Below are 19,136 nucleotides of genomic sequence, written 5' to 3'. Positions count from 1 at the left end.
GTCGAGCGCCCAAGAATCTCCAAACAGAGTGCGTTCATTCGCGAGCTCGGCCGAGCTGCTGAAGCTGCCGGCAACGTCGTGGACCGCTGCTTGTTCCCGAAGCGAAACGGCCCCAGCGAGAGGACGTGCTGAGGCCGATTCGGTGCCCCAGCGAGCTGACGCCGCGCGTCCGGCGGCGCACTTGACGAGGTCTATCATTAGGGCTCGGCAAGTCGAGAGCGCCCTGCTCGCATTGTCGGACGCCCAGACGCTCAACCGCGCGACGCGCGCCACGCATGCGGCCGGCTTCTTCCATCCCGATCAAGAACTGGTCGCGATTCGCGAGGATGTCGGTCGCCACAATGCCTTGGATAAGCTCGCTGGCGCGCTCGCCGCCAACAACGTCTCCGCCACCGAAGGCGCGATCGTCCTGACAAGTCGCGTCTCGATCGAGCTTGTACAAAAGGCTGCCGCGATCAGCTGTCCCATGCTCGTCGCGATGTCGGCTCCGACGGCGCTCGCGGTCCGTGCGGCCCAGGCGTGCGGAATTACGTTAATTGCTGTTGCGCGTGGAAGCGCATTCGAGGTCTTCAGCCATCCGGATGCAATTAGCGGCTAGGCCTCCCTGGCGGATTGAACCTTGTTCCGACGAGCTCAACCGCACACATGACCGAACGAGGGCGTCGCTCCTCGACCATCCGTCAAAAACCCGGCACCAGTCGAAACGTGCGCCGCAAGGACCGCTAGAGACGAGGGTCGGAAAATAGGAGCCTGGTTGTGATGCTCTCGTTGTCGGCTGCAAAGCAACCTGCAATCCTGGTGCGACCCATGGCCGAGAAAGATCTTAGTGCCCTCTTCCTTGATACCCTGAAGGACATCTACTACGCCGAAAAGCAGATCTACAAGGCACTGCCGAAGATGGCCAAGGCAGCCTCCTCAGATCAATTGCGCGCCGCGTTCGAAAAGCACCACGACGAGACCGAAGGCCAAATCGAGCGGCTCGAGCCGATCTTCGAGCTGATGGGTAAGCCGGCGCGCGGCAAGAAGTGCGATGCGAGGGTATGGCAAGACCAGTTCGGAGCTGAAGCAGCTGGTCAGCGGCGAGATGAGCTCGGCGCTGCCGACCAAGCTCGACGACAGCTCCGAAAAGAAACTGGCGCGGCTGCGCGACGCCAAGACGGACGGCTTCTCCAGCGAATATGAACCTATGCAGGCCAGCGCGCACAAGGACGCGGTCTCGCTGTTCGAACGCTACGCCAAGGGCGGCGACAATCCGAAATTGAAGCACTGGGCGGGCAAGACCCGCCGCGCGCTCCAGCACCATCTTGAGATGGCGCAAGACATGGACAAGAATCGGAAATAGCCGGAGTGCCGGGACGTGTTCTGATAGGCACATTCGGATGGCACTATCCATCCCGGCGCGGCCGGTTCTTTCCGAAAGAATTGCCCATAAAACGGCAACTCGACTATTATGCGAGTCAGTTTTGCACGACGGAGTTGAACGGCGTGTTCCGCCGCACGCCGACGCAAAACGCCGTAGCCGACTGGCGCGACGCTACTGACGACGGCTTCGTCTTCGCCAGAGGGCTTCGAAGTTCATCACGCACTGGAAGCGACTGTCCGGGAGCTCGATCAACAGTCTCGAACTGCTGGAAGACCGTCTGTCGCTGCTGCGTAAGAAGGCCGGCCCTGTATTGTTTCAACTGCCGCCAAATCTTTCAGTCGACGCGGACCAGCTAGCCGCCTTCCTCAATCTGTTGAAGCGACGGCGTCGCTATGTCTTCGAGTTCCGTCATTCAAGTTGGTACGAGCCGCACATCCTGAGTTTGCTATCCGCCCAGAACATCGCGCTCTGCATCTCCGATCATCACGATGCGCCAGCGCCTTGGAAGCGGGCTGCAGATTTTGTCCACGTTCGCGGCCATGGTCCGGGCGGACGCTACAGCGGATGTTACAAACCGGCCCAGCTCTCCGAATGGGCCAAGCATATCCGCGGTTGGAATCGGCGTGGCTGCGATGTTTATGTCTATTTCGACGATGACCAAAAGAGCGCGGCGCCGGCCGACGCCAAGAGGCGTTGCAAGCTGCTTGAAACTAAAACTCTCCCGCCGCACGGCCACTATTTCTGCCGAGCGACCATATCCAGCGAAAGCGCGAGCTCTATGGCGAAGGAACCGGAATGGACGCTAGAACCCCCCCATCCAGAAATTCGTCTTCAGGGCCCCGGCGATGTCTCCTCAGCGTCGGCGCATTGCCCTGTATTGATACCCACTGCGCTTGCGGCGGAATGTCTTCGTACAGCTTCCATAACTGGATCGCACGCGCACCTACTCAGCCTCCGAGACGGCGGCCTGCAAAGGCTCTTGGAGGCCGTCCCGCCTTATGAGCCCATCCGGGATGGCCGAATCTAGTTAGCGATCTCGGCGCTCCTTCGTATCGTTCATGGTCGCCCCCGGGTTCCCGTGTCTGGGGCTACTTGAGGCACCTTGACCGCTAGCCGCGGCCGGAGAGTCACCACCGCCACCGCCGGCACCCGCACCGCTTCCGGAACCGCCTGCGCCGCCTGCGCCGGCACCCGCACCCGCTCCACCGCCCGCACCGCCTCCGCCTGCACCGCCTCCACCCGCACCGCCTCCGCCGCCCCCTTGAGCGCTCGCGGCAGCTATCGAACCGAGAATGAATGCCGCTGCCAGCGCGATCCTTGCAACCTTCATTTGAACGCTTCCTTTCCGTTTGTCAGTGCGAGCAACACACCGGGAGATCGGCGTTCCTAAACGCACTTCCAGTTGCGAAAAGCCGCCTTAACCGTATCCCTCCGGGGGCGACCGCCTTGCCGAGTGAGGTGGCAACGTGAAGACATAGGCGCATGACTGACTATATGCCTATGCCGAAGGTTTCCCGACTTGAAGTCGTCTCGACGGGCGCACGGCGCCGCTGGACTTTGGAGGAGAAGCAGCGGATCGTTGCCGAGAGCTACAGCGGGCCACGATTGGTGTCGGTAACGGCACGTCGCAACGGATTGTCGACGAGCCAATTGTTCACGTGGCGCCGGCTGGCGCGCGACGGCCGGCTGGCGGAGGACGCGGTGCCTGCGCTTGTACCCGTGGAGATCACCTCTACGCCAGCTTCGGCATCGACGTGCGCGCCGCAGGTGCCGTCTTCACCGCCTGCGCAGCGCGCGAGGGTCGGAATCATCGAGATCGAGCTTGGTGGTTGCCGCGTGCGGGTAGATCGTGACGTGGACACTGAGGCGCTACAGCGGGTTCTCGAGCTCCTGCGACGCCGATGATCCCGATCCCGAGCGGCGTCAGGGTCTGGATCGCCACTGGCCACACCGATATGCGTCGCGGCATGCGAAGCTTGGCTCTCACAGTGCAGGAAAGCCTGAAGCGGGATCCTCATGCGGGCGATCTCTACATCTTCCGGGGGCGCAGCGGCGATCTGGTCAAGATCCTTTGGCATGATGGGTTGGGCATGTCGCTTTATGCCAAGCGTTTGGACCGCGGCAAGTTTATCTGGCCTTCGGCGTCGGACGGTGCGGTATCGATCTCGGCGGCCCAGATGGCCTACATGCTCGAAGGCATCGACTGGCGGAATCCGCAACTGAGCTGGCGGCCGCGGAGCGCGGGTTGAGCAAATATCTGCGGCCTTCAGCTTTTTAAGGAGTCCCATCGCGTCCAACTTGTGATTCACTGCGTCGCATGAATGCTGATCGCGACGCTGCTCCGGATGACGTTGCCGCCCTGAAAGAGGCGTTGGCGGCCGAGCGCGCGAAGGGGTTTGAGATCGCCGCCGAGCTCGCGGTCGCCCGCGCGAAAGCGTCGGAAGACGAGGCGCTGATTGCCCAGCAGAAGCTGCAGATCGCCAAGCTGAAGCATCAGATCTATGGGCAACGATCGGAGCGTTCGGCGCGGCTGATCGAACAGCTGGCGCTGACGTTCGAAGAGCTGGAAGCCGACGCCACCGAGGACGAGCTTGCGGCGGAACGGGCCGTGGCCAAGGCGACGGCGGTGCGCGGATTTACGCGCAAGCGCGCCGAGCGCCAGACGTTCCCCGAAAATCTTCCCCGGGAGCGGGTGGTGATCGATGGGCCAACGGCTTGCGATTGTTGTGGGGGCACTCGCCTGCGCAAGCTCGGCGAGGACGTAACTCGGACGCTGGAAGTGGTACCGCGCCAGTGGAAGGTGATCGAGACGGTCCGGGAGAAGTTCTCCTGCCGCGACTGCGAGAAGATCAGCCAGACGGCGGCGCCGTTCCATGCCGTCGCCCGCGGATGGGCCGGCCCGAGTCTGTTGGCCATGATCATGTTCGAGAAGTTCGGCCAACATCAGCCCTTAAACCGCCAGGCGGAGCGCTACGTCCTGGAAGGCGTGCCGATCGCGCTGTCGACCATGGCGGACGCCATGGGATCGGTCTGTGCGTCGCTGGATCCCCTCCTGCGCTTGGTCGAAGCCCATGTCATGGCGGCCGAGCGCCTGCATGCCGATGATACGACCGTGCCCGTACTGGCCAAAGGCAAGACCGATACGGCGCGATGCTGGATCTACGTCCGGGACGACCGGCCGTTTGGCGGCGCGGGGCCGCCGGCGGCGATGTTCTATTACTCCCGCGACCGCAAGGGCGAGCATCCCCGGGGGCATCTGGCCCGATATGCCGGCATCCTGCAGGCCGATGCCTATGATGGGTACAACCAGCTCTATCTAGCGGGACGCCAGCCAGGCCCAATCCGGGAGGCTGCCTGCTGGTCGCACGGACGGCGCCCGTTCTTTGCCATGGCCGACATCGAAGAGAATGCCCGGCGCAAGGCCGCCGGCAAGAAGGAGATCCCGCTCTCGCCGATCGCGATCGAGGTCGTGAGGCGGATCGACGCGCTGTTCGAGATCGAGCGCTCCATCAATGGCAGGAGTCCCGAGGATCGCCTTCAGGTACGGCAGACGCAGAGCCGGCCCCTGGTCGACGATCTTCAAGTCTACATGAGAGAACAGCTCGCCAAACTCTCCCGTGGGCACGACCTGACTAAGGCGTTCAACTATATCCTGAAGCGCTGGGCGAGCTTCACCCTGTTCCTCGATGATGGGCGGGTATGTCTGTCCAACAATGCCGCCGAACGAGGCCTAAGAGGTATCGCTCTGGGGCGAAAGTCCTGGTTGTTCTGCGGCTCTGATCGCGGCGGACGGCGTGCGGCGGCCATGTACAGCCTGATCATCACCGCCAAGATGAACGGCATCGACCCGCAAGCCTGGCTGGCGGATGTTCTCGCTCGCATTGCTGCCCACCCGGCTCACCGGCTGGACGAACTGCTGCCCTGGAATTGGACACCGGCATCAGCGCTCTCCGCTCGAGCAGCGGCATGACCACCCACGTCAACAAAGTCCATCACGTCACCACCATTGCCCAGGTCGCCAAGGACCTCGGCGAAGACGAAGATTGGCTGTGGGACATCGCCATCGAAATGGAGATCGAGCATGGCGTGATCTGGGTCTATGGCGTCGGAGAAGACGGCGTCCAGGCGTTCACCGACTTCGGAATCGAGAACCTGATCGAGCTTATCAAGTTCTACAAGGAAAACCCTGGACTGCTGAAGCGGTGACCTGCGGCCTACGCCGAATGGATACCCTTAACCAGACGGTGCATTTACATCAGTTGACAGGGCTGTGATGCGCCGGCTGCAGCGAATAGCCGGCGTTTTGTTCAGCAATCGATTGAGGGCAATCGCCTGGCGCGAACTACAAGGACTCTCCGCCTTGAACCCGCCGGGACCCGATGGTTGGGAGAACAGGAATACGATCAGTTAGGGCCGAAAATCATATACAGCAGCATCGTTCCGACAACAGCTGTCCACCCAATCGAAGCGGCAACGGCCCATACCTGCACTGGCATTACACGATTCCCTTGCAGTTCGAGAAAGCAAAACGAGGAGGCCGCTGGCGCTGGACAACGACCTCCTGGACCCGATCTGAAATGAACATCTTGCAAATAAAAATCGTCTTCAATGGTCCACGATTAGTAAACAGTGGATCCGTATCGCCGTGAAGTCCAAACGGGTCCGATGTTCAGCGGAACTATTGCCACGTTGCGAGCGCGACACACTTTCGTGGTTCAACTTCAAACACTAACATGCGTGAATCGTACCCTCAAATGTCCGCTTCTTTCCTAGCGCCGAAACAAGCTATGCGCCCTAGTTCGGCAGGCATTAGGTCGCGCGAGTCGCATGAAGAGAACGGTCGATCGGTAGTCGGCAGCTGACCTCGATGCGGAAGCGATACTGGCGCTGGATCATGCGCGCGCTTTGCCGCCTGGGCCGGCTCGCGTTGAAGCGATGAAACACGCCGGCACCCTTCGCGTCGCGGCAGACCGGATCACTGGCCCGAAGCTGCCCCATCGTGGGCGTCCACCAAGTTAATCGGGCGACGAGGAGTGAGGCACATTGCTCATCAAGCGCTTTGACAGGATGTCGCAGCGCCGGAACGTTTGAGCGGTCGTCAAATCGGTTCGGGATAGGAAAGTTTCGGCATCACGCTACTAAGCGTCGCGATAATCGTGGCGATGTATTTCTACGTCCTCAGCCTCGGATAGACTATCCGCTCTCATATTCCACGTTCGCGCGCACCTAACTTGCTGACTTGCAAGGCCGTGCGGCGTGCTTGCCGCTAATGCGACAGCTCCTGAACAGCAATTAGATCCGCTTCCCCGGGCCCGGATACGGACCCACACCGCGTTCCTAATCCCGGCCTTGGCCGTGAACCCTAGCGCTTGAGATACATGGACTCAGATGTCCGACATATCGCAGTCCGACTAACTCGTAACCAGTGGCCCTGACTGGGCCGAGCGCACTAGGCGTTCAGCCGCGCGCGTGCCGGGCCTCCACATTTTTCGCAGGGCCTCGTGGTGCGGGAAGGTTGAGGCGCGCTATATAGCTTCGTCTGAGGAGATAAGGTTCCCGCGGCGCGGGCGAGTACCTGCGCTAGGCTTGCTCGCGCGAGCGCTTCCTAGAACTCGCTTTCAAGACCCGATTTGCGGCTGACCGGCTATTCGACGATGCTCCCACACGCTTTTCGCGAATGCAGCGCACTTTGATGACGAGCACGCCGCATTTCGAGGGCAATCAGATTGGTACTCGGTAATAGTCATTTACCGATCGACCGGCAGCCGGATCATTCCAATTCCATGCCGTCTCATCACGATATTTGGGCGCGCCCTGCAGTTGGCTTTCTGTCACGCCTGTGACGTACCCGCCAAGATTGGTGTCGTACTTCAACGATTGCCAAGGCAGTGGATAGTGGTCATCGCCGATGCCAAGAAGGCCGCCGAAGCTCAGGACCGCGTAGGAGACCTTTCCGCTCTTTTTGTCGATCATCACCCGCTCGATACTGCCGATCTTCTGACTGTCTGCACCGTAAACTGTCGTGCCTTCAACCTTGTCGCTGCCGATCAAGTTGCCCGATTCCTTCGCTTCGAGTGCCATAACATCCTCCGTTCAAGATCTTAACGGCAAATGTCTTCGGGAGAGCAAGGTTCCTACGATACGCCCGGTGCCAGCTTTAAGGTTGGGAAAAAGATGCAACCTTCGCCGTGGAAAGGGATTGCACGGCAATGATGCCGGTGTCGCGGAGCTGAAATGGCAAATGCAATCACATTGCGGACGGCGATCGATATCGCTTGGAGCGTTTTCTGCGCCACTCACTCCGGGATTGATACATCAGATAGGCGTCGTTGCCTGCTTGAGCGTCACCTCTATGGGAGATGGGATCGCCGCGAAGGCGATGCCGAAGACCTCGCAAGTTTCGGATTGGCCTATCTCAGTCAGCTTTCCGAAGACGAACATTGACGCGTGCGCAAGAGCTCCTCAAGCGCATCACTAAAGAGGGCACGCGCGCGGTGATCGGCACCGCAAGGCGGAGCATTGCCGAACTTCGGTTCGGCTGCAATCATCTTACTGCTCCGAGCGGTGCTTCCTATCTAAAGGACCATCGATGCGCATCGCCCAACTTGCCCCCTCGCTGAAAGCCTGCCTCCCAAGCTCTATGGAGGCGCCCGGCTCAACGTCCGCATTGCTGAGACCCAAGCTTCCCATTTACGACGAAGTAGCGGCCATCGGGCGTCACGGGATGCTTTATGCCGGCCACCTCTCAGATGAAGGGTTTGCCTCCGGTCACCGCGACGGTCGTGCCCGAAGTGTAGCTGGATAGCGGGTCGGCGAGCATCACGTAGGCTGTGGCGAGTTCAGCCGGCTGGCCAGCCCGCTTCAGCGGCACTTGCTTGCCAAAGTTCTTTACGGTTTCCTCTGGCATCGTCGAGGGAATGAGCGGGGTCCAAATTGGACCCGGCGCAACGGCATTCACCCGGATGCCGTTCTCCGCCAGCATCTGGGCCAGACCGCCCGTAAAGTTCTGGATCGCTCCCTTCGTCGTCGCGTAGGTGAGCAGTATCGGGTTCGGCATGTCGGAATTTACCGATGCCGTGTTAATGATGGCGCCTCCAGGCTTCATATGCGGGACCGCGGCCTTGGCGAGGTAAAACATCGCATGGATGTTCACCTCGAAGGTCATGCGCCATTCTTCGTCGCTGATGTCGCCGATGTCGGCGAAGGTCGCCTGATGCGCGGCATTATTGACGAGAATGTCGACGCCGCCAAGTTCCTGCACGGCGCGGTCGACCACGGTGCGGCAATGGTCGGCCGAGCGAAGGTCGCCCTCGACGAGGACAGCCCTGCGCCCTTCCTTCTCGATCATCGCCGCGACTTCTTTCGCATCGTCGCTTTCGTCAAGGTAGGCGATCAGGACGTCGGCGCCCTCGCGGGCGAAGGCTATGGCGACCGCGCGCCCGATGCCGCTGTCGCCGCCAGTAATAATGGCGCACTTGCCTTGAAGCCGTCCCGAGCCCTTATAGCTTGTCTCGCCATGATCCGGGCGCGGGTCCATCTTCCCCGTCGAGCCTGGCATGGGTTGTCGCTGGCTGGGAAACGGCGGTTTGGGATATTCGGGCATGATTCTGTCCTTTACTTCATCCGGACGGCCTTAGCACCAACGGATTTCAGCGCGTCCGCGACGCGCTTCGGATCGTCGCCATGGAAGTCGACGGATACTTCGATCGGGCCCCCAAGCTTCTCGCCCGGCTTCGGCTTTACCTTCACGTCGGCGAGCGCGGGTCGATCGCCGGATGTATTGTCGGCGCCCATCGGCTGCACCACGTCGGTTCTCTGGACTCCGCACTCCTGCACAACGTGCTCGACCGCGAGCTCTGCCGCGCGGCTAGTATCGAATTCGGCGACGAGGATGCTTTCCATGCGTGTCTCTTTCGGGCAGGCGATGGCAAACAACCAACTGCGTCCCCCGGTGTTCCTATGGGGGCTGGCGGCCTTCGATGAACTCGTTAGAGCGCTCGCTTCAAATATTCTGCTGTCCGGCTCCCGGAGGCAGCAACTTGATCCGGTCGTCCGGACGCCACGATGCGACCTCCTTCGTTTCCAGCGCCAGGGCCGACTTCTACGATCCAGTCGCTCTCCGCTGCAACAGACATATCATGCTCGACCAGAACGACGGTGTTGCCAGCCTCGACGAGCCCTTGCAGCTGATTGCCGAGCTTTGTGACATCGGACGGATGCAGTCCCGTCGTCGGCTCGTCGAGAACGTATAATGTGCCGCCACGATGGGCGCGCTGGAGCTCGGTGGCGAGTTTGACGCGTTGCGCCTCTCCTCCTGAAAGTTCGGTGGCCGACTGGCCAAGTCTAATGTAACCGAGCCCGACCTCGCGCAGAACGCCCAAAGAGCGCGAAAGAACGTCATCGTCTTTAAAGAACTCGAAAGCCGCGTCGACGGTCATCGCCAGCACATCGGCGATCGACTTGTCCCGTATCTTGATCTCGAGCGTTTTCGGGTTATAGCGAGCGCCCCGGCACGTCGGACACGGAGTATAGACGCTCGGAAGGAACAGCAGCTCTACGCATACATAGCCTTCGCCCTCGCAGGTTTCGCAACGGCCCTTGGCCACATTGAACGAAAATCTGCCCGCGTCGTAGCGCCTGGCACGCGCCTGCTTCGTCCCGGCGAAAAGTTTACGCACGTGATCGAGCAAGCCGGTGTAAGTCGCCAAATTGGACCGCGGGGTCCGCCCGATCGGCTTCTGATCGACCACAACGAGACGTTTAACGCGATCCAACCCTTCCGTAATCTCCCCACTCAGCGTACGCACGGTCTCCTGCAGCTCAGCTTCGTCCAGATCGGATTTGCGGCGCTGACCTAGCTTCTCCGCGATCGCCTCGACGAGAAACTGGCTGATGAGAGTGGATTTGCCCGAGCCAGACACGCCGGTCACACATGTAAGGACGCCGAGAGGGAGGTCGGCATCGAGACGGCTCAGGTTATTCCGCGTCACGTTCCGCAGCTTCAGCCAGCTGCTCGGCCGACGGATCTTGCGTGGTGCCCTCGCGGCATCTTCGAACAGATACCTTCGTGTTTGGGACGCTTCGACTTTGGCCAAACCGGCAAGGCGCCCGCTGTAGAGTATCCGACCGCCCTGGTCCCCGGCAGCGGGCCCAACGTCGACGATCCAGTCGGCCTCGCGCACCACATCGAGCTCGTGTTCAACGACAAAGAGCGAATTTCCCGATGCCTTCAGGCGCCCGAGTGCCCGCAAGAGCGCCTCAATGTCTGCCGGGTGCAGGCCAGCGGAGGGCTCGTCCAGTACGTAGACGACCCCGAACAGGTTCGATCGGACCTGCGTCGCGAGCCGCAGACGCTGCAGTTCGCCCGGCGATAACGTCGGCGTGCTGCGCTCTAAGGTGAGATAACCGAGGCCTAGCTCAAGCAGAACTTCGAGACGCCCGACGAGATCCTCGACGATTCTCTGAACGACAAGCGCCTTTTCGGGAGGATCGTCGGTACCGTCTTTCTTGCTTCCATCAATGTACGGTTTGATAAGCTCGTCGAGCTTGCCCAACGGCAGGCGAGACATCTCGGCAATGTCCATTCCTGCGAATTTGACCGAAAGCGCTTCCGCTTTTAGCCGCTTTCCATCGCAGACCGGGCAATCATCGCTCGACAGAAACTGTGCTACACGCCGCTTCATCATGATGCTCTGCGTGGTGGCATATGTCTGAAGCACGTACCGGCGGGCGCCGGTGAAGGTGCCCATATAGCTGGGCTCCTCCTTACGCTTCAGGGCTTTTCGCGTCTCGGCTGGCGTGTATCCCGCATACACCGGTACGGTTGGCTGCTCGTCCGTGAAGAGAATCCAGTCACGATCTTTCTTCGAAAGCTCGCGCCACGGCCTATCGACGTCATACCCCAAGGTGACGAGAATGTCCCGGAGATTCTGGCCCTGCCAAGCCGAAGGCCAAGCCGCAATGGCGCGCTCACGGATCGTCAAAGTGTCGTCGGGTACCAGACTTCGTTCGACGACCTGATGAATTCGCCCGATGCCGTGACAGTTCGGACAGGCGCCTTCCGGCGTGTTAGGCGAGAAGGACTCCGCGTAAAGCAAGGCCTGCCCGCGCAGATATGTGCCCGCCCGCGAATACAGTATGCGCAAGAGGTTGGAGAGCGTCGTGACGCTTCCCACCGACGACCTGGTTGTCGGCGATCCGTGCTGCTGCTGAAGGGCGACGGCTGGCGGCAATCCTTCAACTGCGTCGACGTCGGGCACCTGCATCTGATGGAATAGCCGACGTGCGTAAGGTGATACGGATTCGAGATAACGACGTTGAGCCTCCGCGTATAACGTCCCAAACGCTAAGGAGGACTTGCCGGATCCGGACACGCCTGTGAAGACCACGAGCTCATTGCGTGGGATGTCGAGCGAAACGTTCCGGAGGTTATGCTCCCGCGCTCCGCGGACGCGGACGAAACCGTCGGCCATCGCGGAAGTCAGTTCTTCACTTCTATCGGCTTTCTCGAACATCGAGAGGTAAAAGCCCGGCTGCATCTCGTGGTTCCCGAGGGCATCCGGTCGAGTCGCCCGGGGCGCGTTAACGAAGGAACCATGAAGGAACACCCTTGTTGCGTCCGATACGGCAAAGTCCTTGAGACGACCGAAGGATGGCCAAGAGAGATGTGCTACGGCTGGGGCCATCCGGCGCCAACACGATTCACATCTGCGTCGACATGCACTGGATGTTCGCAGAGGACACCGAATGGAGGACGCCGTGGTTCGATCGGCTGATTCCTAGTATCGTCGCCATCACGGCAAGGCATCCCGAGCGGGCGACTTTTACCCGCTTCATCCCAGCCCGGTCCTCAGGCCAAGGTGCGGGGATGTGGCGACGGTACTACGAGCGACGGAGCTCGATGACAATCGATCGTCTTGGCCCAGATATAGTCGATCTCGTTCCGGAGCTCGCCTGCTTCGTTCCCCCGGCCACGATTTACGACAAGCACGTTTACTCTCCGTCGACCGGATCCGACCTGCATCTTCGCCGGCGCGAGAAGCTGGTCGGTACGATCGTCGTTACGGGAGGCGAGACGGAGGTTTGCGTGCTCGCTACCGCGCTCGGCGCGATCGATTGGGCTTTTCGCGTCGTCCTGGTGACCGACGCGTTCTGCAGTTCCGCGGACGAGACTCACGACGCCATGATGGCGGTCTACTTGAACCGGTTCGGCGAGCAGGTCGAGTGACGACGGAAACGCTGATGGCCGGTGGCTCGCGTGACGATCGCAGGACGTTAGGAACGGTTCTTATTCCTCACTGTTTGCCGTGCGGCATTCATTGACAGGGGATACGACGCGAATGCTGGCCGGCAGTCCGAGCAACCGGCTCGCTCCGAGGATCTGCACCGTCGGCAGGCGAGGAGTGGCCATAGAGTGTGATAGGTAAATTCGCATCCTCTATTGGCGGCATCGCGGCCTTTCTCGCATCGCTGTCTTACATCCCTCAGTTGAGGAAGGCTTGGCCGCGTGGATCGACGGGCGACCTCTCGCTTGGGATGCTCGCAGCCCTCACCCTTGGGCCTACGTTGTAGGTCGTCTACGACCTGCTGCGCCAAGACTGGGTTGTCGTTGGCGCGAACGCGATCGGGGCGTGTTGGCCTGCGAGATCCGGGACATGCGATAGACCCCAAGTATCCGTCAGGCTGGCTCGATCGCCCTCATGAGGTCCCGCGCGATCTTTTGCTTCATCTGTTCCATGGTGCACTGGTCCGCCTTCTTGTCGGACCTCCATCTAAGGATGGTCGTACCGTGCCGAAAGCGGCCACCGGTGAAGTGATCGTAGGACACTTCGACAACGTATTTCGGCTTCACCGCCTGCCATTCGGACGATCGTCTCGTCGACCATCGGCTTGGTCCGCCTGGCGCGTTGCCAGTGAAGCTTTTGGTCGCCGCAATCATCTCGAGTCTTTCGGTCAGCGCCGGTTTGTCCTTTGCCTTGATGGCTGACGAAAAGCCGACGTGGTGCAGGAGGCCGTCTGCATCGTAAAGCCCCAGCAGCAATGAGGCGACAGCTTTGCGGCCGGCCTGCAGCTTCTCGCCGTAGCGAAAGCCTCCAATGACGCAATCAGCGCTGCGATATCGCTTGATCTTCTGCACGCCCTCGCGCTTCCCGGTCTGGTACGGAAGATCGAGCCGCTTGGCGACCACGCCGTCACTTCCGCCGCCTGCCGATTGCAGCCACCGCTCGGCATCCCCGAACTTCGTGCTGGCCGGCGATAGCCGAAATAGCGGCGCGCGCGAAAAATTGCGGCCAGCAAGCTTTTCCAACTGAGGTCGCCGTCGGGACAACGGTTGGTCGGCCAACTTTTTGTCGCCCAGCTCCAGCAGATCGAAAGCGAGAAACAGGGCCGGCGTGTCCCGGGACAGCTTCTGGACGCGGCTAGCGGCCGGATGGATGCGCTGCAGGAGGTCATCGAACGAAAATTGCCCGCCAACCTCGACGACGAGCTCGCCGTCAAGCACAAACCTCCGTTCGCGCAAATCGCGGGCTGCGGCGACGATCTCCGGGAAGTATCGGGCGAGATCCTGGCCGGACTTCGAGCGCATGGACACCGCGTCCCGGTCCCGCGCCAGCAGGCAACGAAATCCGTCCCATTTGGGTTCATATTGCCACTCCTTTCCGACTGGAATGGCATCGACAGAACGTGCCTCCATCGCCTCCATACGGACGCCACGCGGCGGCATTTCGACCTCCTGCTCGATGATTGGTCGCGGGAATACCATCGTGCGATCACCGCCGCTTTGGTGGTCAGGAGCCGCGCCAGGACGTCACCCGTGACTTTCAAATGCGCTTCGACAAGCGCGCGTGGAAGCCATTGGTTCAGCAGCGAACGACCATTTCAGATTGGGCATTGAGCCGTGATCGGTTTCCGGCGGGCGGATGGTGAAGGGCTCCTGAACTTCCCGTGCAGGCTTGCGAGAGCCCGAGATGTGGCCCCTTTGCCGTCTCGTTTAGGCTCCGGCGGATCTTGAGCCATGACCATCCTTGATCGATCGTTGTCGGTCCTTTCAGAACGGCCTCGGGTCCCCTTCGTTGCTAAAGCACCGGTACGGCCAAAGCGTTCGCAGTAGGAACGGTTCCGCCGCCGGTCTATTGCCCAGATTGAAGGAGCAGGGAATGGCGGATCAGGTGCGGCGCGGAGCGATGAAGCGCAATCACAGCACGAAAGCTGGAAGAAGGGCAGCCGCCGGGCCAGGCGCTCGCGTTTCTGCGTGATGTGGTGCGAGAGGCTCCGCTGCCCTCGCTGCTCGTCGCCTTCATGCTGGGCAGCCTGATCGCGCGTCTTAGCCGGGAATATCGCGATCAATCGCAAGATCATCGAACAGGGGCGAAGAACCTCCGGCAAACATCGCCGCCATAAGTTCCGCCGCGAGGAAGCTGAAGGTAATGCCGTTGCCGCCATAGCCAAAGGCGGCGAAGATATTCTTGGAGCCGGGCACCCTGCCGATCAACGGCAATCCGTCATGTGTGGTATCGAAGGCGCCCGACCAGCCGAACGCCACATCTTCCGATGCATGCGGCCAAAGCGCCTTCAGATAATCTTTGAGCGCCCTCACCTTGGCAGGCGTGGCGTCATCACGAGCGTGAGGCTCGATGAGCGCACGGTCATCTTCGCCACCAAGGATGATGCGGCCATCAGTGGTGGTCCGCGCATAGTGATAGTTCCGGCTCGCTTCCCAGATGAGCGCCTGTTCGGGCCACAGATGGCCTGGCTGCCGCCGGCTCGCGATGGCCCAGCTGGAAGCTGGCTGCTGCGCCGTGGGCCGCACAATATCCGGCATCACATAGCCGGTCGCGAGCACAACCTGGCGCGCCTCGATCGAAAGTCCGTTCTCAAGGCCGACGGTGACGCTCTGGGCCGTGCTGTCATAGGCAACCGCGTTGGCCTTGAGAAGGCGGGCACCGCGTTGCAGGGAGATATCAAGCAGGCCATGTGTGAGCAGCACAGGATCGGCATCAGCCGCGTCCCTTGACAAAAGGGCGCCCGCCCGCGCGATGCCGAAGCGCTTCAGCAGCGCGGCGTGATCGAGATAGAGGGACGGCAGATCGGCGCGGCCCCTCAGCGCACATTCATCCTGAACAAGGTTCGGACTGTCATCGACGACGAGATAGAGCGAGAGACGCCGTCGCATCTGGCAGGCAATTCCATGCTGCCAAACCAGGGACGGCAATCCCTGCGCGGCATGGTGGCTGGCCCGATAGCAGCGCACCGCCTTCTCGAAACCATAGAGCTGCGCAAGTTCGAACAGCGGCCGGTCGATTTCCCAGAGCAGCATGGCGGTGCTGGCCACCGTGCTGCCGAGACTGGGAAGCTCGCGATCGATGATGACCACCTGGCGGCCTTGCCGTGTCAGGCGCTCGGCCATCAGCGCACCGGTGATGCCGGCACCGACGATCAGCACCTTGCACCGAAAGCTGTCAACGATCGGCTCAATTGGCAGCGGCCGTAGGACGGCCCACGGTGTGCGCGGGCTACGCAGATCGCCCTGCTCGATGTCCTCGTCCTTGAAGATGGAACGCTCCCTAAGCCTTGACCGGATCTCGCTAGACTTTTACCGGGCGCAAAGCCGACACGGCCGGAGCATTGATCGGCCGTCCGTTGGGCGCAAAGATCGAACCGTGGCACGGACAATCCCAGCAGCTCTCGAAGCTGTTCCAGTGCAGATGACAGCCAATATGCGTGCAACTGGCCGAATGAAGATGCAGTTCGCCAGCCTTGTCCTTGTAGGCTGCGATCTTTTCGAGTCCCCGCCGCAGAATGGCGCCGTCACCGGGCTGAAGCTCTTCGAGCGAAGCGATTTCACCCGGCGCCACATATTCCGCGAGGTTTTGCAGGATCGTCATGTTCTCGCGCAGGAAATTCCGCGCCGCAGCGAGCGGCTTGCGATCCGGCGCATAGACGGACTTCCACGGATGATCTTCGCCCAGAATGAGGGCTGTGTTCAGCATCGCGCCCATCACACCATGGGTCAGACCCTGGCCTGAATCGCCCATCGCAAGGTAAATGCGCTCGCTGCCGGGCTCGCGGCCGATGAAGCCGGCATAGTCGATCGTGTCGAGAACCTGACCCGACCAGCGATGGGTTATGCGGTCCAAAGCCGGGATCAATTCACGCGCCCAGTTCTCCAGCCGAGCAAAGCGCTGGTCGGCATCGTTGGCCTCACCGCTTTTATAGTCTTCGCCGCCGACCAGCACGAAATCATCCTCCTCGGGGCCCGTTTGCAGCCGCACATAATGGTAGGGATCTTCGGTGTCCCAATAGAGCGCGTCGGGCAGTTCGCCCCGCGCGATGGCAAAGGCGAGCACGTAAGTGCGGTAAGGAGAAACCTTGGTATGCAGTTGAAAGCGGTCGGCGATTGATGCGTTGGTCGCGATGACAGCATGCACGGCCGTGATCTGCCCCTGTGAGGTTCGCAGCGTGACGCCGCCGTCATGTTCGGCGACTTCCTCGACCGGGCTGTTGGCAAAGAAACGGACGCTGCCGCTTGCGCAAGCGGCGGCAAGTCCGGCGAGATATTTGAGGGGATGGAATTTTGCCTGGCGCGGATAGCGCAAGACGTGCCGGCTCTCGCAGCCCTTGAGCGGCACGCCGACCAGCCGGTGCACCGGTGCGCCGACCTCGCGCACCGCTTCCAGCTCCTCATCGAATATGTCGGCCGGCATGCCATTGCCTTGAAAAAGGTAACCGTCAAGACGGAGAAAGTCGCAGGCAATTTTCTCGCTTGTCTGGATTTCCTCGATGCGATCCACGGCGGCGGCCTGACTTTCGTAGAACAGCTTGGCGACCTCGGCGCGGCGCAGCTTCCTGAATTCGCTCATCAAATCATCGCAAAGCGGCGCAAGATGCGCCGAGGTGCGCGCCGTCATGCCGCTTGCGATACCCTTGCGGTCGATGACGATGACCGAGCGGCCGCGCTTCATCAATTCGTACGCCGTCGACAGTCCGGCGATGCCCGAACCAACCACGGCGACATCGCATTGCACATCGCCTTTGAGGGCACCCGCCTCCGGCAGGATTTCGGTCTCCATCCAGAGCGAGGTGCTGACCATGTTGAACTCCACCCAAAGAGGCAAAACGCGGCCTGTTTGCGCGAGTTCCTGCGGACGCACGAGACGCCCCACCATCATAATCTTCCCGGCCGGCTGTGGCGTTCACGCCCAGGAACCAGCACGGCGAGCATGCGTTCCCCCCGCTTTAGGAGCGAGGAGCGGCGTCATGGGACTATTCACCAAAGACATCAAGACGATGGATGATCTGCTGCTGCATGGCTTGCAGGACATCTATTATGCCGAGGAGCAGATCACCAAGGCCCTGCCGAAGATGATCGACAAAGCCACCAACCGGGATCTGGCCACGGGCCTCAAGAACCATCTCGAGGAGACCAACAAGCAGATCGAGCGTCTCGAAAAGGTGTTCGAGAAACTCGGCCAATCGCCAAGCGGCACGCAATGCCCAGCCATCGACGGGATCATCAAGGAAGCCGACGAGACGGCCGGCGAGATCGAGGACAAGACGGTGCTGGATGCGGCGCTCGTCGCCAACGCGCAGGCCGTCGAGCACTACGAGATATGCCGCTACGGCACCTTGATCGCCTGGGCGGAGGAGCTCGGCCACGACGATATCGTGCGCTTCCTTACCACGAACCTAAACGAAGAGAAGGCCGCGAACGCCAAGCTCAATACGGTTGCGTTGCGCAAGGGTGTCAACAAGAAGGCCTCCACCTCCGCCTGATTCCCGGCAGGGCTCGGCGGATCGATTTCCGTCGGGCCCGCTGCTCCTTTCGAGGTCCGAGTCGTCCGCCATGACCAATCTGACAAAACTGCCGAGTTGGGCCGACGATAAGAACATCTTCGCCGTGGTCGAGACGCCGCGCGGCAGTTCGTGCAAGCTCGATTTCGATCCGAAGCTTGGCGTTTTTGCCTTGGCGAAGCCACTGATGGCCGGCCTGACCTATCCCTATGACTGGGGGTTCATTCCCTCGACCAAGGCCGAGGATGGCGATCCGCTGGATGTGCTGATCTTGCATGACGCGCAGACCTATCCGGGCGTCGTGCTGCGCTGCCGTCCCATCGGCATTCTCGAAGTCGAACAGAAGAAAAAGGGCGAGACGGAGCGCAACGATCGGGTGTTTGCGGTGCCTGATAGATCACCGCTCGAAACTGATCTCAAGGATATCCGCGATCTTCCCACCCATGCACGCGATGACCTCGAACAGTTCTTTCGAGCAACGAATGCGCTGGAGAACAAGGAGCTGAAGTTTCTCGGCTGGCATGGTCCCAGCCGTGCGGCCAAGACCATCAAACGGCTGGCCCGCTGAATCGGGCTTGAAATAGGAGGTGAACCCTTGGGACGAACCATCGTGTGGCTACCCTGATCCCTTGGTTGATGCAGCAACAATTTCCGGGACTATTTGCCGTTCAAGCTGACGGGCTGTCGCCTCCGCCGACCATCCAATCCTCGATACCTTCTTCATCTTCCTCGGTGCTAAGCCGCCAACCGCGTCGGCCGGCTTGGTCGGATGGCTGGTGCTTGAGCCGAATTCTGGTGCGGCGCATCGATCGAGGTTCTCCAACCTATCAAGCGTGAAACATCTGACAGCGTTCCTATGAGGACACCGCATTCGGTATATCCTCTAACGGATGCTCGGAATGGTGCGTTGGAACTTGCCAGCGCCATCTAGATTGTCGATGCGGTGGATGGGAAAGCCGACGGCGCGGAAGTCATGCTTCTG

Annotated in this window: 18 protein-coding genes and 2 pseudogenes; 13 read left to right on the top strand and 7 right to left on the bottom strand. The window is 60.9% G+C overall.

Features of this window, described 5'->3' with window-relative positions; all coding sequences use genetic code 11:
* The first annotated feature begins 28 nt into the window (after nt 1-28).
* From JEY66_RS09210 to JEY66_RS09175, 8 genes and pseudogenes are all read left to right on the top strand, one after another.
* On the top strand, nt 29-598 hold the full coding sequence (locus JEY66_RS09210) for a formate dehydrogenase accessory sulfurtransferase FdhD (RefSeq protein WP_334453303.1): 570 nt from the start codon (nt 29-31) through the stop codon (nt 596-598).
* A gap of 209 nt (nt 599-807) precedes the next feature.
* A pseudogene (locus JEY66_RS09205) lies at nt 808-1,035 on the top strand (YciE/YciF ferroxidase family protein); the annotation flags it as partial.
* The gene (locus JEY66_RS09200; RefSeq protein ID WP_016845450.1) at nt 1,031-1,342 is read left to right on the top strand and encodes a DUF4142 domain-containing protein; all 312 of its coding nucleotides are present in this window, start codon (nt 1,031-1,033) and stop codon (nt 1,340-1,342) included. The pseudogene JEY66_RS09205 and the gene JEY66_RS09200, both read left to right, overlap by 5 nt.
* Nucleotides 1,343-1,347: 5 nt before the next feature.
* A pseudogene (locus tag JEY66_RS09195) lies at nt 1,348-2,072 on the top strand (DUF72 domain-containing protein); the annotation flags it as partial.
* Between the two features lie 773 nt (nt 2,073-2,845).
* Nucleotides 2,846-3,268: an IS66-like element accessory protein TnpA gene (gene tnpA / locus JEY66_RS09190; RefSeq protein WP_080650387.1), complete on the top strand. Its 423-nt coding sequence runs from the start codon at nt 2,846-2,848 to the stop codon at nt 3,266-3,268.
* Complete coding sequence (gene tnpB / locus JEY66_RS09185) at nt 3,265-3,612, top strand: IS66 family insertion sequence element accessory protein TnpB (protein ID WP_018272609.1); 348 nt, start codon at nt 3,265-3,267, stop codon at nt 3,610-3,612. Before tnpA ends, tnpB begins: the two co-directional genes overlap by 4 nt.
* A gap of 68 nt (nt 3,613-3,680) precedes the next feature.
* Nucleotides 3,681-5,333 (top strand): IS66 family transposase, encoded by a 1,653-nt coding sequence (tnpC, locus tag JEY66_RS09180; RefSeq protein ID WP_018272610.1) that lies wholly within the window; start codon nt 3,681-3,683, stop codon nt 5,331-5,333.
* Complete coding sequence (locus JEY66_RS09175; RefSeq protein WP_018272611.1) at nt 5,330-5,569, top strand: hypothetical protein; 240 nt, start codon at nt 5,330-5,332, stop codon at nt 5,567-5,569. The genes tnpC and JEY66_RS09175 overlap by 4 nt, the downstream gene beginning before the upstream one ends.
* A 1,515-nt stretch (nt 5,570-7,084) precedes the next feature.
* Here JEY66_RS09175 and JEY66_RS09170 read toward each other — a convergent pair.
* Nucleotides 7,085-7,444 (bottom strand): PRC-barrel domain-containing protein, encoded by a 360-nt coding sequence (locus JEY66_RS09170; protein WP_018273495.1) that lies wholly within the window; start codon nt 7,442-7,444, stop codon nt 7,085-7,087.
* Nucleotides 7,445-7,597: 153 nt separating this feature from the next.
* Between JEY66_RS09170 and JEY66_RS09165 the strand changes: the two genes are divergently transcribed.
* On the top strand, nt 7,598-7,807 hold the full coding sequence (locus JEY66_RS09165; RefSeq protein WP_155258695.1) for a hypothetical protein: 210 nt from the start codon (nt 7,598-7,600) through the stop codon (nt 7,805-7,807).
* Nucleotides 7,808-8,108: 301 nt separating this feature from the next.
* Here the strand turns inward: JEY66_RS09165 and JEY66_RS09160 are convergent, their stop codons facing one another.
* Genes JEY66_RS09160 through JEY66_RS09150 form a run of 3 tightly spaced genes read right to left on the bottom strand, consistent with a single transcriptional unit; the run spans nt 8,109 to nt 11,835 of the window.
* Nucleotides 8,109-8,966 carry a glucose 1-dehydrogenase gene (locus JEY66_RS09160; RefSeq protein ID WP_026193309.1) on the bottom strand — a complete coding sequence of 286 codons (858 nt, stop codon included), beginning with the start codon at nt 8,964-8,966 and terminating at the stop codon, nt 8,109-8,111.
* Nucleotides 8,967-8,977: 11 nt separating this feature from the next.
* Nucleotides 8,978-9,298, bottom strand: coding sequence for a hypothetical protein (locus JEY66_RS09155; protein WP_240536853.1), 321 nt, complete (start codon nt 9,296-9,298; stop codon nt 8,978-8,980).
* Between the two features lie 53 nt (nt 9,299-9,351).
* Complete coding sequence (locus tag JEY66_RS09150) at nt 9,352-11,835, bottom strand: excinuclease ABC subunit UvrA (RefSeq protein WP_100213818.1); 2,484 nt, start codon at nt 11,833-11,835, stop codon at nt 9,352-9,354.
* Between the two features lie 179 nt (nt 11,836-12,014).
* Here JEY66_RS09150 and JEY66_RS09145 point away from each other — a divergent pair, with 179 nt between their 5' ends.
* Nucleotides 12,015-12,590: a cysteine hydrolase family protein gene (locus tag JEY66_RS09145; RefSeq protein WP_016845459.1), complete on the top strand. Its 576-nt coding sequence runs from the start codon at nt 12,015-12,017 to the stop codon at nt 12,588-12,590.
* Nucleotides 12,591-12,778: 188 nt separating this feature from the next.
* A complete protein-coding gene (locus JEY66_RS09140; RefSeq protein ID WP_240536852.1) occupies nt 12,779-12,934 on the top strand; it encodes a PQ-loop domain-containing transporter in 156 nt (51 codons plus the stop codon).
* Nucleotides 12,935-13,040: 106 nt separating this feature from the next.
* On the opposite strand, the gene JEY66_RS09135 is transcribed toward JEY66_RS09140, so the two are convergent.
* The 3 genes from JEY66_RS09135 to JEY66_RS09125 all read right to left on the bottom strand — a co-directional run bounded on the left by JEY66_RS09135 (nt 13,041) and on the right by JEY66_RS09125 (nt 17,454).
* The gene (locus JEY66_RS09135) at nt 13,041-14,057 is read right to left on the bottom strand and encodes an ATP-dependent DNA ligase (RefSeq protein ID WP_026193311.1); all 1,017 of its coding nucleotides are present in this window, start codon (nt 14,055-14,057) and stop codon (nt 13,041-13,043) included.
* A gap of 630 nt (nt 14,058-14,687) precedes the next feature.
* Nucleotides 14,688-15,806, bottom strand: coding sequence for an NAD(P)/FAD-dependent oxidoreductase (locus tag JEY66_RS09130; RefSeq protein ID WP_018273500.1), 1,119 nt, complete (start codon nt 15,804-15,806; stop codon nt 14,688-14,690).
* A gap of 142 nt (nt 15,807-15,948) precedes the next feature.
* Entirely contained in the window at nt 15,949-17,454 is a 1,506-nt protein-coding gene (locus JEY66_RS09125; RefSeq protein ID WP_026193313.1) for an FAD-dependent oxidoreductase, read from the bottom strand.
* A 166-nt stretch (nt 17,455-17,620) separates the two neighbouring features.
* Between JEY66_RS09125 and JEY66_RS09120 the strand changes: the two genes are divergently transcribed.
* Together JEY66_RS09120 and JEY66_RS09115 are read left to right on the top strand one after the other, a co-directional pair.
* Nucleotides 17,621-18,136: a YciE/YciF ferroxidase family protein gene (locus JEY66_RS09120; RefSeq protein ID WP_016841005.1), complete on the top strand. Its 516-nt coding sequence runs from the start codon at nt 17,621-17,623 to the stop codon at nt 18,134-18,136.
* Nucleotides 18,137-18,260: 124 nt separating this feature from the next.
* Nucleotides 18,261-18,722 carry an inorganic diphosphatase gene (locus tag JEY66_RS09115; RefSeq protein WP_229158072.1) on the top strand — a complete coding sequence of 154 codons (462 nt, stop codon included), beginning with the start codon at nt 18,261-18,263 and terminating at the stop codon, nt 18,720-18,722.
* Nucleotides 18,723-19,136 lie beyond the last annotated feature (414 nt).

It is taken from the genome of Bradyrhizobium elkanii USDA 76, from assembly GCF_023278185.1.
Lineage (GTDB): Bacteria > Pseudomonadota > Alphaproteobacteria > Rhizobiales > Xanthobacteraceae > Bradyrhizobium > Bradyrhizobium elkanii.
The sequence above is the reverse complement of the archived record's forward strand: the minus strand, read 5'-3'. Positions and strand labels throughout refer to the sequence as shown.

Excerpts from the sequence above, each read along its gene's own strand:
- JEY66_RS09150 (WP_100213818.1), bottom strand. The coding sequence starts at position 11,835 with ATGGCCGACGGTTTCGTCCGCGTCCGCGGAGCGCGGGAGCATAACCTC.
- JEY66_RS09120 (WP_016841005.1), top strand. The coding sequence starts at position 17,621 with ATGGGACTATTCACCAAAGACATCAAGACGATGGATGATCTGCTGCTG.
- JEY66_RS09170 (WP_018273495.1), bottom strand. The coding sequence starts at position 7,444 with ATGGCACTCGAAGCGAAGGAATCGGGCAACTTGATCGGCAGCGACAAG.
- tnpC (WP_018272610.1), top strand. The coding sequence starts at position 3,681 with ATGAATGCTGATCGCGACGCTGCTCCGGATGACGTTGCCGCCCTGAAA.
- JEY66_RS09160 (WP_026193309.1), bottom strand. The coding sequence starts at position 8,966 with ATGCCCGAATATCCCAAACCGCCGTTTCCCAGCCAGCGACAACCCATG.
- tnpB (WP_018272609.1), top strand. The coding sequence starts at position 3,265 with ATGATCCCGATCCCGAGCGGCGTCAGGGTCTGGATCGCCACTGGCCAC.
- JEY66_RS09200 (WP_016845450.1), top strand. The coding sequence starts at position 1,031 with ATGCGAGGGTATGGCAAGACCAGTTCGGAGCTGAAGCAGCTGGTCAGC.
- JEY66_RS09125 (WP_026193313.1), bottom strand. The coding sequence starts at position 17,454 with ATGGTCAGCACCTCGCTCTGGATGGAGACCGAAATCCTGCCGGAGGCG.
- JEY66_RS09135 (WP_026193311.1), bottom strand. The coding sequence starts at position 14,057 with ATGGAGGCACGTTCTGTCGATGCCATTCCAGTCGGAAAGGAGTGGCAA.
- JEY66_RS09175 (WP_018272611.1), top strand. The coding sequence starts at position 5,330 with ATGACCACCCACGTCAACAAAGTCCATCACGTCACCACCATTGCCCAG.
- tnpA (WP_080650387.1), top strand. The coding sequence starts at position 2,846 with ATGACTGACTATATGCCTATGCCGAAGGTTTCCCGACTTGAAGTCGTC.
- JEY66_RS09145 (WP_016845459.1), top strand. The coding sequence starts at position 12,015 with ATGGCCAAGAGAGATGTGCTACGGCTGGGGCCATCCGGCGCCAACACG.
- JEY66_RS09165 (WP_155258695.1), top strand. The coding sequence starts at position 7,598 with ATGGCAAATGCAATCACATTGCGGACGGCGATCGATATCGCTTGGAGC.